This is a genomic window from Sphingobacterium sp. UME9 (genome assembly GCF_014170215.1).
GTDB classification, from domain to species: Bacteria; Bacteroidota; Bacteroidia; order Sphingobacteriales; family Sphingobacteriaceae; genus Sphingobacterium; species Sphingobacterium paramultivorum.
Genome location: NZ_LZZP01000005.1, coordinates 163,707 through 179,401 on the forward strand (window position 1 = coordinate 163,707; position 15,695 = coordinate 179,401).

The 15,695-nt window shown below is 39.9% G+C and carries 13 protein-coding genes; 8 read left to right on the plus strand and 5 right to left on the minus strand.

Annotated features, from left to right (window positions below):
• Positions 1-11: 11 nt before the first annotated feature.
• The 3 genes from A9970_RS09425 to A9970_RS09435 all read right to left on the minus strand — a co-directional run bounded on the left by A9970_RS09425 (position 12) and on the right by A9970_RS09435 (position 5,510).
• Positions 12-3,563, minus strand: coding sequence for a SusC/RagA family TonB-linked outer membrane protein (locus tag A9970_RS09425; RefSeq protein ID WP_235032760.1), 3,552 nt, complete (start codon positions 3,561-3,563; stop codon positions 12-14).
• A 233-nt stretch (positions 3,564-3,796) separates the two neighbouring features.
• Entirely contained in the window at positions 3,797-4,936 is a 1,140-nt protein-coding gene (locus tag A9970_RS09430; RefSeq protein WP_182982123.1) for a FecR family protein, read from the minus strand.
• Between the two features lie 52 nt (positions 4,937-4,988).
• Positions 4,989-5,510: an RNA polymerase sigma-70 factor gene (locus tag A9970_RS09435; RefSeq protein WP_159727269.1), complete on the minus strand. Its 522-nt coding sequence runs from the start codon at positions 5,508-5,510 to the stop codon at positions 4,989-4,991.
• Positions 5,511-5,929: 419 nt separating this feature from the next.
• Between A9970_RS09435 and A9970_RS09440 the strand changes: the two genes are divergently transcribed.
• Genes A9970_RS09440 through mnhG form a run of 7 tightly spaced genes read left to right on the plus strand, consistent with a single transcriptional unit; the run spans position 5,930 to position 11,672 of the window.
• Complete coding sequence (locus tag A9970_RS09440; RefSeq protein WP_182982124.1) at positions 5,930-8,239, plus strand: putative monovalent cation/H+ antiporter subunit A; 2,310 nt, start codon at positions 5,930-5,932, stop codon at positions 8,237-8,239.
• Between the two features lie 56 nt (positions 8,240-8,295).
• Positions 8,296-8,718, plus strand: coding sequence for a Na+/H+ antiporter subunit B (locus tag A9970_RS09445; protein WP_046671608.1), 423 nt, complete (start codon positions 8,296-8,298; stop codon positions 8,716-8,718).
• The gene (locus tag A9970_RS09450) at positions 8,718-9,074 is read left to right on the plus strand and encodes a Na+/H+ antiporter subunit C (protein ID WP_046671609.1); all 357 of its coding nucleotides are present in this window, start codon (positions 8,718-8,720) and stop codon (positions 9,072-9,074) included. The genes A9970_RS09445 and A9970_RS09450 overlap by 1 nt, the downstream gene beginning before the upstream one ends.
• Positions 9,071-10,579, plus strand: coding sequence for a proton-conducting transporter membrane subunit (locus tag A9970_RS09455; RefSeq protein WP_182982125.1), 1,509 nt, complete (start codon positions 9,071-9,073; stop codon positions 10,577-10,579). The genes A9970_RS09450 and A9970_RS09455 overlap by 4 nt, the downstream gene beginning before the upstream one ends.
• Positions 10,580-10,598: 19 nt before the next feature.
• Positions 10,599-11,057: a Na+/H+ antiporter subunit E gene (locus A9970_RS09460; protein ID WP_227550155.1), complete on the plus strand. Its 459-nt coding sequence runs from the start codon at positions 10,599-10,601 to the stop codon at positions 11,055-11,057.
• Positions 11,054-11,329, plus strand: a complete 276-nt coding sequence (locus tag A9970_RS09465; protein WP_046671612.1) for a monovalent cation/H+ antiporter complex subunit F — start codon at positions 11,054-11,056, stop codon at positions 11,327-11,329. The genes A9970_RS09460 and A9970_RS09465 overlap by 4 nt, the downstream gene beginning before the upstream one ends.
• Positions 11,322-11,672: a monovalent cation/H(+) antiporter subunit G gene (gene mnhG / locus A9970_RS09470; RefSeq protein ID WP_046671613.1), complete on the plus strand. Its 351-nt coding sequence runs from the start codon at positions 11,322-11,324 to the stop codon at positions 11,670-11,672. Before A9970_RS09465 ends, mnhG begins: the two co-directional genes overlap by 8 nt.
• A 59-nt stretch (positions 11,673-11,731) precedes the next feature.
• Here the strand turns inward: mnhG and A9970_RS09475 are convergent, their stop codons facing one another.
• Positions 11,732-12,823 (minus strand): lactonase family protein, encoded by a 1,092-nt coding sequence (locus A9970_RS09475; protein ID WP_075994296.1) that lies wholly within the window; start codon positions 12,821-12,823, stop codon positions 11,732-11,734.
• Positions 12,824-13,306: 483 nt separating this feature from the next.
• Here A9970_RS09475 and A9970_RS09480 point away from each other — a divergent pair, with 483 nt between their 5' ends.
• Positions 13,307-14,656 (plus strand): peptidylprolyl isomerase, encoded by a 1,350-nt coding sequence (locus A9970_RS09480; RefSeq protein WP_145329853.1) that lies wholly within the window; start codon positions 13,307-13,309, stop codon positions 14,654-14,656.
• Between the two features lie 78 nt (positions 14,657-14,734).
• On the opposite strand, the gene A9970_RS09485 is transcribed toward A9970_RS09480, so the two are convergent.
• Positions 14,735-15,619 carry a DUF4440 domain-containing protein gene (locus tag A9970_RS09485; protein ID WP_153845734.1) on the minus strand — a complete coding sequence of 295 codons (885 nt, stop codon included), beginning with the start codon at positions 15,617-15,619 and terminating at the stop codon, positions 14,735-14,737.
• Positions 15,620-15,695: the final 76 nt, after the last annotated feature.

The window sequence follows — 15,695 nt, forward strand, 5'->3', positions numbered from 1 at the left end:
TTCAAAAAAGTTTAAAGTCCTAACCGTACAGTTAACGTATATTGCCTTGGAATTGGTAAAGCAACCCCACCAGAGTTGATAAATTCAGGATCTTGTCCATTTAACCGCTTGTCAGCATATACCAACCATAGATTGGTTACATTCAATCGGAAGCCCAAAGAGGATACTTTAAAAGAATTGACAACATTTTTAGGTAGATCATAACTCAACGATAAATCCTTCAAACGAATAAAATCACCTTTTGCAATATTGACAGAAGAATAGTTGTACGCATTATAAGCATATTTATATTCTCTGTCATTTCTTACAATACGTTTATCGATCATCACTGGTACATTCGTGATCAATTCGTCACCAGGGACAGTCCATGAATCCCAGAACTCGCGCGTAGTAGCTGTTAGATCTGTATATTGCGTTTTGTAGACCGGATCCAAACGAACAACATTGCCAAATGAATAGGTAAAAAACACGTTCAACTTGAACCCTTTATAGCCAAAAATATTTCCAAAACTTCCCATCGTCGTTGGTTCAGTCGGGCCTTCGTATTTTAAGTAACCAATTTTATCACGCTCCTGAAAGTCGAGCCCGGTGGTGGTAGGACCGTCTGGGCCGGTAAAAATTGGAAGTCCATTGATATCTAACTTTTCAAATGGAATAGAAAATAAGGATCTTACTGGATATCCCTGCAGTCCAAATCCATTCCCTGAGATCAAATCAACAACCTGCTTATGGTTTTCCATTTCCGTAATTTTATTGACGGCTTTGGTGAAAATAAAACTAGAGTTCCACGAAAAATCTTCATTTCTAAGAATTGTTCCTGCAACACTCAATTCCAAACCATGTGAATTCATTTTGGCAATATTTCCATATTTCGAAATTTGACCACCCAGACCTTGTGTATTGATTTCTCCGATCAGATCATGTTGCTTACGCGTGTAGTAATCCACGTCAATTGCAAGCCTATTATTGAACATGCCAATCGAAGTACCAATATTTAACTCCTTTTTCTTTTCATAAGTGAGCAAGGAATTTTCAAGATCTTTTATCTGTAGCCCCGTTTCTTTATCTCCGGCACTCGGACGCCAAGGATTATAACTCTCTAAGATAGCTTTAGAATTTGTCACAAATGAAGGTCCCCGATCTGCTGTCAAACTATACGATGCTTTAAACGATAAGGCATTGATAGGCGAATTCCAATTCTTGAAGAACTTTTCATTATGTACATTCCAAAGTCCGGCAACGTTCCAGGTTGGCAACCATCTTGCCGAAGTCGATTTCCCCAATCTATTGGTACCCTCATACCTCAATGTACCGTTTAACGTATATCGTTCATCATAAGTATAGTTTGCCTGACCAAAAAAAGCGACCTCCCTATTTCTTGTATTGATAACCTTGAAATAGTCACTATTTTCTTCTTGTCCCTTTTTAAATACGTGGTAATCTGTAAATGGAATTTCGCCCAGATCATATTGAATGCCCCATCCGCGATACCAGTCGTTATTCCGGGTATCATTATTGACGGTTGCTCCCCCAAAAGCGTACAATTTATGTACTTCATTAAACGTATTGTTATAATTGAAATTGAACCTAAAGTTCTGGGAAACCATCTTGTAATCCGTACGGTTGTATATTCCCCCATAAGGTAATACGGATACCGGAACAGCATATGGATCGTCTGGATTTTTATATAAATAAGGATTCTTATCGCGTATAATGGTATTAGGCATCGCGCGATAAGCAAGCGCCTGATTGGAATAATCTTTCACATAGTGCTGTTGCGACGATTGCTGATAACGCAAGGCCCCCATTGCCGTCAATTCCAATTGTTTTAAAACCTTCCACGATAGCTCACCTTGGAATTTGTAATCGCCCACATTAATATCCATATAGTTATTCTGCAATTCATTCAGAATATTGAATGGAGCATAATTTCTGATGTAAGACTCTTTCGCATCCAAGGTACGTGATGTATTCATTGCATACGAATATGGGTTAATATCGAAATCGCGTTTTACCTGCATATTCACAACATCAATCGTTTGGCCCAGTGTTCCAGGTGCACGTTGATCACGATACGATCCATTTGCCAATAAATTCAACTTTAAATTGTCGAGTAAATTGTACCCAGCATTAAACATCGCTGTGTATCGCTTCACGCCACTTTGCTTTGCCCATCCTGGATCATTGATGGCACTTAATGATGTATAATATTGGGCTTTTTCTGTCCCGGAAGTCAAACTGATCGAATGGTTTTGCATGATATTTCTACTAAACAATTCTTTAAACCAATCTGTATTCCTGTATTCAGCCTGACGCAAATAGGCATTTCGCGCGGTCTCGGTATTTTCCAATTTACCCGCGTTGATCAGCTGATACATTTTACCATAAACACCACTCTCAGAAGCCACCGAAACATCAGAAAGATTGAGCCATCCACGTTGGTCCATAAATTGATACATGGACATTTGCTCCTGGGAGTTCATGATATTAAAACTATTATAGGAAGGGATATCCCTTGACGTAAATTCACCAACGTAATTAAATGAATTCCGCCCAACAGCACCTTTTTTTGTTGTAATTACAATCACACCACCCATGGCGCGCGCACCATAAATTGAGGTAGCTGATCCATCTTTTAAAACTTGAAATGACTCAATATCATTCGCATTTAATCCAGCGACGGCGGAACTTATCAATGTCAGTGCATCGCCTGAAGATAGCGCATCCGAAGAAACATCTGCTACATCCTCAATAATAATTCCATCAACAACCCAAAGCGGCTTCGAACTACCATAAATTGATGTTGCACCACGAACGCGGATTTTTGGAGCTGAACCGAAGGTTCCTGAAGTATTCTGTACCGAAACACCGGCAACTCGTCCTTCCAGGGAACGACTTGGGTCAGGTAATCCTCCCAATTCAACATCTTTCATATTGACTTTGGCCGTTGCTCCGGTAAAATTCTGACGGTCTATTTTACCACCAAGTCCTGTCACAACAACCTCGTCAATTTGTTGTTCGTTGGACTGTAAAACAATCGAGAGGTTTTGTCGGCCACCGATAGCAATCTCTCCCACCGTATATCCAACATAACGGACGGTCAAAGTCGCATTAGGCTGTGCGTCTATACTGAAACGCCCATTCTCATCTGTCTGTGTGGAAACCGAAGTACCTTTTACAGTAACGGTTGCTCCACCTAAGCCATTCCCATTTTGATTTCTAACGATCCCCGAAACCTTCTGCTGGGCAACAGCATCATAATTTTCTTCCGCTATTCTGCTATTTACGGAGATTGTATTTGCAATAATCCTATAATCTAAATGGTTATTACGCAAAACAGAATTTAATGCTTCTTCTACAGAAGCATTCTTCAAATTCACATTGACTCTCGTTTTAGAATCAATATTTTCCCCATAAAATAACTGCAAATTGGACTGCTTGGAAATCGCATTTAGCGCCTCCTCAATCCGTGCATTTTTCATCTTCAAAGTAACTTTCTGTGCTAAGCCGTTGGCTTGAACTCCAGTCACAAAGGCGAAAAGAAGGCAGGTACTAATTTTCATAATACGTAAAGGTTTACAAAACCGTGGGTCATGAGGTATCAGTCGCCACGTTTTGCCAAATGGTAAGTTATTCATACATTTACTCTTTGTGGTTAATTGGGTTTACTTAATTCGCTTTTTAATTTTTTTAGGCCTTTTTGATCATTCCGGAACAGGGATGCTGCAACATTCCTGTTCTTACTTAGTTATAAGACCTTTGGATTAGGTATTATTTCTTTTACATAGACACTCCTTTATTTATTTCCTACTATTAATTCTTGTCCATCAAATTCAAATTTTAAATCACAGACGTAAGTCAACATTTCTAAAACTTCAGACAACTTAACATCACGTTTGAAATTGCCTGTATAGACCTTATCCAATGCCACATCTTTCCTGAATTTAACATGGATGTCATACCATTTTGAAAGTGTGGCGGCAATCTCAACAATGGTCTCTTTCTTAAAATAAAACTGATTGTTGTGCCAGGATAAATCGTGTTCCAAATCTGCCTTTCCTTTGCGAAGTTGTTCTCCTACAAGATTCGCATATTCCCCAGGCTCCAAAACAATGATATTTCCAGAATGACTTACTTGCACTCTTCCCGAAGACAATGTTGTACGAACATTGTTCCCATAGGCATTAATGTTGAAATGCGTCCCCAATACCTTCACTTCGTTTCCTCCAGATTCCACAAAGAAAGGACGATTTCCATCATGAGAAACTTCAAAATAAGCCTCACCTTCCAAGAAGACACGACGTTCGTTTTCTTTAAATTTTACAGGAAATTTAAGTTGAGAGTTTGCGTTTACCCAAACTTGGGTACCATCCTCCAAATTTATTTTATAAAAATTACCTTTGGGAACAACCAATGTGTTAAACTGTAACGGAGCTTCTGTTACTGCCAGGTCTGCGTGGGGTATATTATCAGCAACGATTTTTGGATCTACGGTCTTGTTCGACTTCTCCAAAGGCAAAACTGATCCATCCGCCAAGACCAATAAGGCACCTGGCTGCGCCGGTGAAATATCTTTTTTTACAGGACGAATAGCTGCTACTTGCTCAGAAACTTTCCGATCCTCTTGAAATATATAAAAGAGTGATGCTCCTAATAGTACAATGAGAATGGCGGCAACACGAAGAAGAAGACGATAATTTTTCTTTATTCTCTTAGGAGTCCGCTGAATATTACCCCAAGCCTCGTCTTCATCCAAATTGGCAAAAAAGTTAAGATCTCCCTCAATATTCTTTGCCTCTTGAAAGCTTTCAATCAAATCATCATTACTTTTGTCAGATTTCCGCCACTGCTCAATAGCATCCCGTTCCGCCACGGTTTCTTGACCACGAAGTAACTTATTAATGAGTCTGGCTATGTAATTGGTATTAGCTTTCATATCTATAGGTTAGAAACCCTATAGATTCACCGCGGGTGACAAGAAATTAAAATTATTTTAATAAAAAAATAATAAGGGGTAAAAATTCGGGATGTAGCTTCTCTAACAAGATCTTCATTCCCCGTTGCTTCTGGGTCTTAACGGTGTTCACACTAATCTGAAGTCTTTCTGTAATTTCAAGATTCGATAAGCCTTCCAAATAGCCCATCGTAAAAATTTGCTGACAGGCAGCAGGCATTGTTGTTATAATCCGATAAACCTCATTGATCACCTCGGTATGAATCATGGAAAGTTCAACTGAATGCTCATCTTCTTCACTGAACCCTACTCTCGTCCAATACTTTTCCTTTACTTTTTCATGCCTAAGGTGCTTTAAGCAGGAAAACCGAACGGCAGTATATAAATAATTTCGAACAAAGCTTTCAGATTCATCCATACGTTGCCGCTCCTTAAAAAAAGTAATAAATGCTTCTTGTACCAAATCTTCAGCAATAGCAGATTCCCCTACAAATTTCCATGCAAAGTGACATAAGCTTTTATAATGCGTTCTAAATAACTTCTCTTCGGGTCCCATAGTTCTAACGGGTATAACAAAATTGATTAGCAACAATCGTTGGTGGCTGATAAACTAGTCTTCTGTAAATATATAATTTTTAATTTTTGTTTAACAAAAATTAACATATTTATTACATAAATTATTCATACTGCACATTAAAAAATTCTATTTCTCAATAAATTAGGGTCTCTTGTTTCATTTTTATAAACGTATTCTCCTTCAAAAAATCTGTTCTTAGCCCAAAACAAAATCCCTGCTTTTATCATTTATATAGAGGAAAAACGGTCAAAAAATAACATTTTTTCGCTTTTTTTTACTATATTGTAGACTTTCAAAAAACCTTCATCGCCATATAAGCGTTGGCAACGATGAAATATAGAAGGTTCTTATTGACAAATAAAACAAACACTTCAATAAAAAATTAAAACAAAGACTAAATGCTATTTACTGTTCTGTCAGGACTAATATCATCGAGCCTTATTGTTCCATTTGGTCGATTCCTAAAAACCAAATGGGGTTTTATTCTCGCATTCTTACCGGTACTTCTATTTTTATACTTTGCTCAATATATTGTACCTATTGGTCAAGGCTCCTATTTCGTACAATCAACGTCGTGGGTGCCCTCCTTAGGCATCAATCTGGATTTTAAATTAGATGGACTGTCACTACTTTTTGCCTTATTGATTACTGGGATCGGCTCCTGTATATTCTTTTACGCGAATGCCTATCTCAAAGGTCATCGGTATATCGACCGATTCTTTGGCTACCTCTGCCTTTTTATGTCGGCTATGCTGGGGCTTGTCCTGTCGGACAACATGTTACTGTTGTTTATCTTCTGGGAACTGACCTCGATCAGCTCATTTTTTCTCATTGGATTTAACAATGACAAAAATGATTCACGCAAAAGCGCACTGACCGCACTATCCATTACCGGGTTGGGTGGATTTTTTCTACTGGCAGGTTTTATTTTGCTGGGTAATATTGCCGGAACTTACCATATTACAGCACTCATCGGCAAAGTATCGATCATTCAGCAACATCCACTTTTTCCCCTGGTCTTTGGCCTCGTAGCACTTGGAGCGATTACGAAATCAGCACAATTCCCTTTCCATTTTTGGTTACCCGGTGCCATGAAGGCGCCAACACCTGTGTCGGCCTACTTACATTCGGCAACCATGGTAAAGGCAGGAATCTACCTTTTGGCCCGTTTTTCACCGATACTTGGGGGCAATCCGATCTGGATGTATTCCCTCATGGCCATTGGTGGCCTCACGATGCTTTATGCCGCATTCCATTCGCTTTTCAGAACAGACCTCAAGGGAGTACTCGCTTATTCAACCATATCCGCCCTCGGTATTTTGGTTTTCTTATTGGGACTCGGTACCAAGGATGCCATTATCGCAGCAAGTGTCTTTATACTCGTACATGCCTTATATAAAGCTGCCTTATTCTTGATTACGGGAATTATAGACCATGAAACGGGAACGCGGGATCTTACAGTCTTGCGGGGGCTACGCAGGGTATTAATGCCTGTCGCTATAGCAGGTTTCCTAGCGGCACTTTCCAGTGCTGGTATTCCACTTACATTTGGATTTATTGGAAAGGATCTGATTTATGAGGCAACACTACATGCCACCCCCGATTTATTTCTCTATTTGACCGTCGCTGCAGTAGCAACAAATATACTCTTGGTCTCTGCTGGATTTATGGCCGGCATCAAACCTTTTATGGGTAAGCTACCCGAGCAATTTAATACAATCCACCTGCCCTATAAAGCCATGTGGATCCCACCTCTACTTTTAGCTATATTAGGGGTTGTCTTCGGATGCATCCCAGGACTTGTCGGCGAATGGATTGCTGGACCTACTGCAACAAGTATACTCGCAAAACCCGAAACATTTCAGCTGAAAATCTGGCATGGCTTTAATTTAATCCTGCTATTAAGCGCTATTACAATTGCCGCTGGTACGTTACTTTATTTCACAAACAGGCCCAGCGAGAAAAAATTGGCTTGGATTGCAAATTTCAATAAGATTTCTCCTGAATATATCATTCAATTATGTGCGCAGGAAATTGTTCTGTTCTCTGCTTTCTTCACAAACAAAATGCACAACGGCTATTTGCGTTCGTATCTGTTGAAAATTATCTTATTTGCCGAATTATTGATCGCCTACCAGTTATACCTGGGCGGCCCACTCCATATCAAATGGGAATCCTTATCTCCTGTGAGTTTCTACGAAGTCACCACAGTCTGCATTTTGATCGGCGCCATTGTACTCACCATCCGCACCTCATCCCGTTTAACAGCCGTAGTAGCCACCAGTGTTGTAGGTTATGCCATATGTCTTATTTTCGTGTTTTACAGTGCCCCAGATCTAGCGATGACGCAATTCACCATTGATACACTCACGGTGGTACTCTTCGTATTGGTACTCTTTAAGCTCCCTTCTTTTCTGAATTTGGCCAATCGACGCACCATCATTCGCGACGCCGTGGTCGCTATCGTTTTTGGAATTTTGCTATCCATGGTCGCACTCCGTGTACTCCATGAACCTACGACAACCAACATCAGTGATTTCTATGGCGATTATGCTTATGTGCTTGCTAAAGGAAAAAATGTCGTCAATGTAATACTTGTGGATTTCAGAGGTTTTGACACCATGTTTGAAATTGTAGTATTGAGTATTGCTGCATTAGGGGTATATAGCTTATTAAAATTACGTTTAAAATCCTCTGATAAAGAATAATGATAGATAAAGGTTATGCACAAATGAGCTGATAGCTCATTGCTAAATAGTAACAAATGAACAGTACAATATTACAGACCGCTACGCGGTATTTATTACCGATACTCTTACTTTTCTCGGTGTTCCTTCTACTCAGGGGGCATTATTACCCCGGCGGAGGTTTCGTTGGCGGCTTGGTTGCTTCGATTGCCTTTGTGCTGCATAGTTTTGCCTTTGGCCCTCAAAATACCATGAAATTGATTCAGTACAAACCCTTGTCACTTATTCCCATAGGATTAGGGATTTCGGCTATAAGCATGTTCTTACCTGCATTTTTTGGCTATCCCGTCATGACCGGACTTTGGCTGGAAGAGAAAATTCCTGTTATCGGGATGATAGGAACCGCCTTATTTTTTGACCTTGGTGTGTACTTTGTTGTCATAGGTGTTGTCCTGACAATTTTATTTACAATTGCTTTAACTACTGAAGAAGAAGAATAATGGAACTGATACTCGTGTTATTGATCGGCATCCTTTATGCTGCCGGAATATACCTCATCTTGCGTCGAAGCATGGTGAAATTGTTGTTAGGGATTATGTTACTGGGCAATGGTACCAATATATTGATCTTCTTATTGGGAAATATTATTAAAGGTAAACCACCCATCATTGGACCCGATCTGAAGGTATTCACCGATATTTATGCGGACCCGATTCCGCAAGCACTTATTTTAACGGCCATCGTGATCAGCTTTGGCCTAACCTCCTTTGCCATCGTTTTACTCAAGCGTGTATATGCGCTGCTGGGTACAGATGATCTGGATGATTTGAACACGCCTGAGGAAGAAGATATATGATAGACAACCACATTATTGCCACGATCATCGTGCATTTATTTATTGCTATTGTCCAACTGATGTTGTGGCGCAAATCCACTGCACAACGTTTTCTGAGCGTTGGCGGAAGCTTGCTCGCACTTATTCTTGCCTTTAAACTATTCTTCAAGGTTTATGATGATGGTATTTTGACCATGAATGCCGCCAATTGGAAAGCTCCTTTTGGGATCGTTTTTGTTGCCGATCTATTCAGTAGTACCCTTGTTCTTCTGACTTCTATCGCAGGTCTGGCAGTCTCCATCTTTTCCTGTGTCGGTGTGGGACGCCAGCGCATCCTCTATGGTTATTTCCCGATCTTTCACTTCTTGATGATGGGACTTAACGGCGCCTTTCTGACAGGTGACATCTTCAACCTGTACGTATGGTTTGAAGTCATTATTATTTCCTCTTTTGTACTCATGACTTTGGGGGGTAGAAAATCCCAGTTGGAGGGAGCTGTAAAATATATGGCCATGAATATCCTGGCCTCTACATTTTTCTTAACCGGAATAGGCATTCTTTATGGTATTTCAGGTTCATTAAACATGGCCGACCTGGCCATGCGTATTCCTAAAATACAAAATCAGGCATTAGTAGAAATTACAGCAACATTTTTCCTGATCGGTTTCGGTATTAAATCCGCCGTATTTCCACTCTATTTCTGGCTACCGTCCTCTTACCATACGCCACCTTCGGCCGTAGCGGCGACATTTGGGGGCTTATTGACCAAGGTTGGGATTTACGCCTTGTTCAGGGTATTTTCCCTACTATTTATTCCCAATCATTTTACCAAGGAACTCCTTATCGTACTAGCCATATTGACAATTCTGACGGGCGCTTTTGGTGCATTGATCAAAACCAATATCCGGAGGTTGTTTTCCTATTTGATCGTTTGTCATATTGGTTTTATGATTGGCGGATTGGGCTTATATAGCAAATGGGCTTTATTGGGGGCAGTATTCTATCTGATCCATGATATCATGGTCAAAACGAATTTATTTCTCATCGCTGGCGTTATACGGCAACTCCGCGGCACCATGGATATGACTAAACTGGGCGGACTTTATGCCCAATACCCAAAGATTTCATTACTTTTTGCCATTGTTCTTTTTTCACTGGTAGGCATCCCGCCACTATCGGGCTTCTGGCCTAAAATCTATCTATTCAAAGATGCTTTCCAGTTAGAAAAGTATGCTTTCGCAGGAGCCCTGATTATCGGCAGTTTTATCACCTTGTTTGTCATCGCTAAAATGTGGGCACAGGTATTCTGGAAAGATGTCCCTGATCCGGAAGTCATTGACGATAAATTTGCGGGTATGATCGGTTATAAAAAAACAATGCTCATACTCCCTATCGTTATTTTGGCATCTGCGTCCCTGTATATCGGACTCAACGCCGAAGCGATTATCCATGTGGCGGATCAGATCGCTACACAATTATTGGACACATCACCTTACATAAACGCTGTACTAGGAGGGCAGAAATGATATGATAAAACAGTTTTTAATGAACCTCATGTTATCCTTTATCTGGGTCGCATTGACGGGATCGATGTATTACACCAACTTCCTATTCGGCTTTATGTTGGGATTTGGTATCCTCTGGCTTATGAACAGGAATGAGGTGGATCAACGCTACTTTTATCGGGTCCCCAAAACATTGAGTTTTATTCTTTTTTTCCTGTGGGAAATGATTGTTGCCAATGTGCAGGTTGCCTATGACGTGATAACCCCCAAGTTTTTTATCAAACCTGCGATTGTCAAGTATCCCATGGATGCAAAAACCGATTTGGAAATTAACCTGCTTTCAACCTTTATCTCGTTGACACCCGGCACACTTATCCTCGACGTAAGTGAAGATAAAAAAACGCTCTTTATTCACGTCATGTACATGAAAAGCAAGGAACAGTTTGTTTCTACCCTTAAAAATAATGTTGAACGAAGACTTTTAGAACTCTTAAGATGACTTTAAATAGCTATTTTGATTATGTGATCCTTCCGATCTTGACTATCTCAGTCATACTGGCTTTTATTCGTCTGTATAAAGGTCCCCAGATATTTGATCGTGTTATTGCCCTAGATCTTATTATCACCATCGGAATTGGCATTATTACCGTTTATAGTATACGAACTTCGCAGGAAGTGTTTTTAGACATTGCCATGATCTTGGCGCTTATCGCATTTCTTGGTACGATCGCATTTTCATTTTATTTAGAAAAACAAAGCAAAGATGATTGATATTACTTTAGCCATTCTCAGTACCATCGGGGCATTGGCCATACTATTTGCGTCTATTGGCATCTTGCGGATGCCCGATTTTTATTTACGTCTTTCGGTTACGGTAAAGGCGGCAACGCTGGGTGTGGGACTTTTACTCATCTGTGCAGCAATGACCTTCCCGGATGTATCCGTAACGACCAAGGCTATAGCTATTGGATTTTTTCTGATCTTAACGGCTCCGGTTGCAGCACATATGATTGGCAGGGCTGCTTATATACAGCGGGTAAAAACATGGAAGGGAACCACCTTAAATGACCTTGAAAAGGAAGGTAAATTAGATTGTAGAAAAGAAGATTTTTAAGAAAACCGTATGCGCTTTTCTTAAAAATCTTCTTGTCTTATTCGAACTTCTTTTCTGAATTAGAATATAATGCAAACAGGTGCTGGTACAGCAATTTCTTTTCCAGTATCCGTCAACAAACCCGTTTTAGCATCCCGACTAAACAAAACAATGTTGTTGGTATATTGATTGGCGACCAAAAGATATTTCCCATCCGGAGAAAGGTTGAAATTACGCGGACCTTTACCTTTTACTGAAAGATTCGCTATTTTCTTCAATTCCCCATCCTTCTCTACCGAAAAAGTAGCTATCGTATTGGCATCGCCACGGTTGGTCGCATACAGAAATTTTCCATCAGCAGAGATCTTCATATCAGCACCGCCGTTACTTCCTTTAAAACCTTCGGGGTTGATATCGAAAGTACTTTGGTACATCCATGCGTCGCCATCTTTCTTATACGATGCAATTTGACCGGTCATTTCCAATACGACATATAGGAATTTCTCTTTCTTATCAAATACAATATGTCTAGGACCGCCACCAGCAGGCGTAAAGATATCTTCTGATTCATCAGCAAGGCTATAAGCATTTCCCGTTTTATTCACCGGATAAATAGAAATCTCATCTAAACCAAGATCTTGGACGTACAACTTATCCCCTTTATTGGAGAAAAAAGTAGAATGTACGTGTGGCTTTTCTTGGCGTACGGGATCCACCCCCTTACCCTCGTGTTGTATTAAACGTGCTCTTTTGCTTAAAACCCCATTACTTTCTAAATCAAACAGCGCCGCAGAGCCACCTGTATAATTTGCCACAGCGAGCAAGCTACCCTTAGGATGTACTTCAACAAAACAAGGCGACTCCCCTCCGGAAGGAAGTGAGTTTAGAAAAGTTAAATGACCGTCCTTAAAAGAATAGGCAGAAACAGTTCCCTCTTGATTTGGCACCTCATTAACGGCATAGATAAAGTTATTATTTCGCGCTAAAAAGGATGGATCTTTACTTTCTTGCGTGCTCGACAAGGTTGTTTCACCAGTTTTAACATCAAAATTATAAATATAGATGCCCTTGCTCGCGGTTTTGCTTGTATATGTGCCCACAAACATGGGAATCTGTTGCGCAAAACTAGCAAGAGGTAAAATTGTCATCAAATAAATAAATGCTTTTTTCATTGAAATTATTTTATAAATGTAGATACTCATTTGTTGAATGAGACCGTTACATCAAGTTTGTTTCTAAATTATACGGGACCCTACTTAAATTCACCCATTCATTCCTTCGTGTGAGGATCTAAAAACCCCGCTATTTTATAGGCGTAAATATCGTCAATAGACTTGTTAAATTTGGTTAAAACCGTCCTTTCTAATAGGCAAATGCGTATTTTAGCACATCAATTTTAACAATTCTAAAATCGCCCATTTAAAATATTGGGAATACAAAAATATTGTTAAATAAAAGTACGAATAATTCATATAATCTGATAATTTTGTGCTGTTGTTCAAAAAAGTATATATTGAACACAATTACTACGCATACCGCCGAAGGCAGCGTGAATGCTTGTGACAAAAAAATAAATGATGAACAAATAACCGAGTGAAACGAATTCATTTATACAAATGAAGATCACTCATAAATATCATAAATAATTTATACGGATGAAAAAAAACATTTATATATTGTTTTTATTGCTGTTTGCATCAATTCAGGCCAGTCTTGCGCAACGTCAAGTTATTGATCGCGTTGTAGCAACGGTTGGATCGGGCATTATCTTACAGTCCGACGTGGATATGCAATATTCTCAATGGTTGGCGCAAGGGAATAAACCTAATGAAAATTTTAAATGCGGCGTACTTGAGCAGTTAATCATTCAGAAGCTGCTTTCCCAACAGGCAGTAATTGACTCTATAGATGTAACGGAAACCGAAGTTGACGATAACCTTAACTCTCGCCTACGTCATATGTCACAACAGGCAGGAGGGCAAGAACGTCTTGAAAAATTCCTCAACCGCTCTTTATTGCAATACAAAGAAGAAATGCGTTCAAGTGTTTTTGAGCAATTGAAAGCTAACAAAATGCAGCAAAACATTGTTCAAAAAGTAGACGTAACACCATTGGAAGTAAAGCGTTATTTTGAAGGCTTGAATAAAGACAGTCTGCCTTACTTCAATACCGAGGTAGAAATTGGTGAGATTGTGATGATGCCCAAATTGACAGATGCAGAAAAAAAAGAGCAGCGAGATAAGATTGAAGGTATCCGCAAGCAGATTGTAGATGGCTCGGACTTTGGTACAATGGCTCGTATATACTCTCAAGATCCCGGATCTGCTCCGTATGGAGGTGATTTAGGTTTCGGCACACGTGACAACTACGTAAAGGAATTCTCCGCGATGGCTTTTAAATTAAAACCGGGAGAAATTTCACCAATTGTAGAATCCAAATTTGGCTTTCATATTATTCAGGTACTCGAACGACGGGGCGAAGAGGTGCATACGCGCCATATCCTGATGAAGATCAATCCTGGTGCTGCTGCGTTGGAACGAACAAAAAACAAATTGGACAGTATCTATAAACTGGTTGTTGACAAAAAAATGGATTTCTATCACGCTGCTACAAATTATTCGGATGCAGAGGAAAGCAAATTCAATGGTGGTATGATCCTAAATCAAGAAGGCTCAAGCCGCACAACCGTAATTCCTATGGATGGCTTGGAAAAATCAGTATTTACAGCAATCGATCCCCTAAAACCAGGAGAATACTCCAAACCAGAGCAATTTACAGACAAAATGGGCGATGTTGGCTACCGTTTCAATTACTTGAAAACACGTATTCCGCCGCACAAAGCAAATTTGGACGAGGATTTCACCAAAATCAAAGAGGCTGCCAGACAAGATAAAATCAATCGCAATCTAAGTAAATGGTTCGATGATAAATCGAAAACAACATTTATCAATATCAGTGACGAGTTTGGTTCATGCGATGAATTGAAAAAATGGAAAAAACAATAAGTGTGCAACACTTATCCTATAAAAAAAGGGCTTGAATAGTATATATTCAAGCCCTTTTTTTATTTTGCAATCGTCATGCTATTTCTCAAACATCATCTCGATCAGAATATTCCAGTTCGCTTTCTTCACATCATCCTTCGCCAATTCGCTCAGTTGCCAGATACGAATATAATTATACTTCACAACTTTATCCTTTTGTCGCACCGTTGCAGTTCCCTTGGTATAGGCAAAATCGCCACTATAAGAACGTTTTACTTCTTCGGGTACTGTTTCTATCGTCATCCGTTGTTTTTTGAGATAAGCCATCATTGTTGCCTTTCCTTCCATCGGACTGGTCCAAGGAAACAAAAAGCGGACATCCTCGCTTAAGAACTCCTTATATGCGGTTGGGTTGTCTGCCTTCAAAACTGTTGACATCAATTTGTCCGTCTCCAGGACAATATCTTCACGCTGATCCAATCGCACTTTAGAGCGATGCTTCAGATACCACGAATCGGTAGGTTCGATATATTCAAGATCAAATTCCCCATCCTTCCCGTTATTTTCAACTTCGGCACGAATATCGACCAGCCACTTGCCCTTCTTATTGCGTTTCCACACAGTCAGGTATTCTCCATGACGCAGTCTTGCACCTACTTTCTGAAAGTCCATAGACCCCGAAGTCACACCAAACTCCTGACTTTTAGCAATCAACGCAAACGTAGGCTGCCAATTTAAAACATCGGGAATATTTGGTCTATTATTAAGATAGTTATAAGCATTTACTGCTGACGGGACATAAAACGTAGATTCCTTATCAATGATCGAAAGAAATGCCTGATGCGGCGTAGACGCTTTAGCCAATGCAGCAGCATCCTTATCAGCCTGCAATAGGCTTCCAACTTTCTCAGGTATCTGCGCGTATAGTGTTGTACCAGCAACACTCATCACTGCGACGACGGATAGCCTATTCCAAAAATTCATATGCAAAATGATCTTTCTTTTAAAGGTTATATGGAATATCCTTTGGTTTCCACGATGATGTGTTTTCCCAATAGGA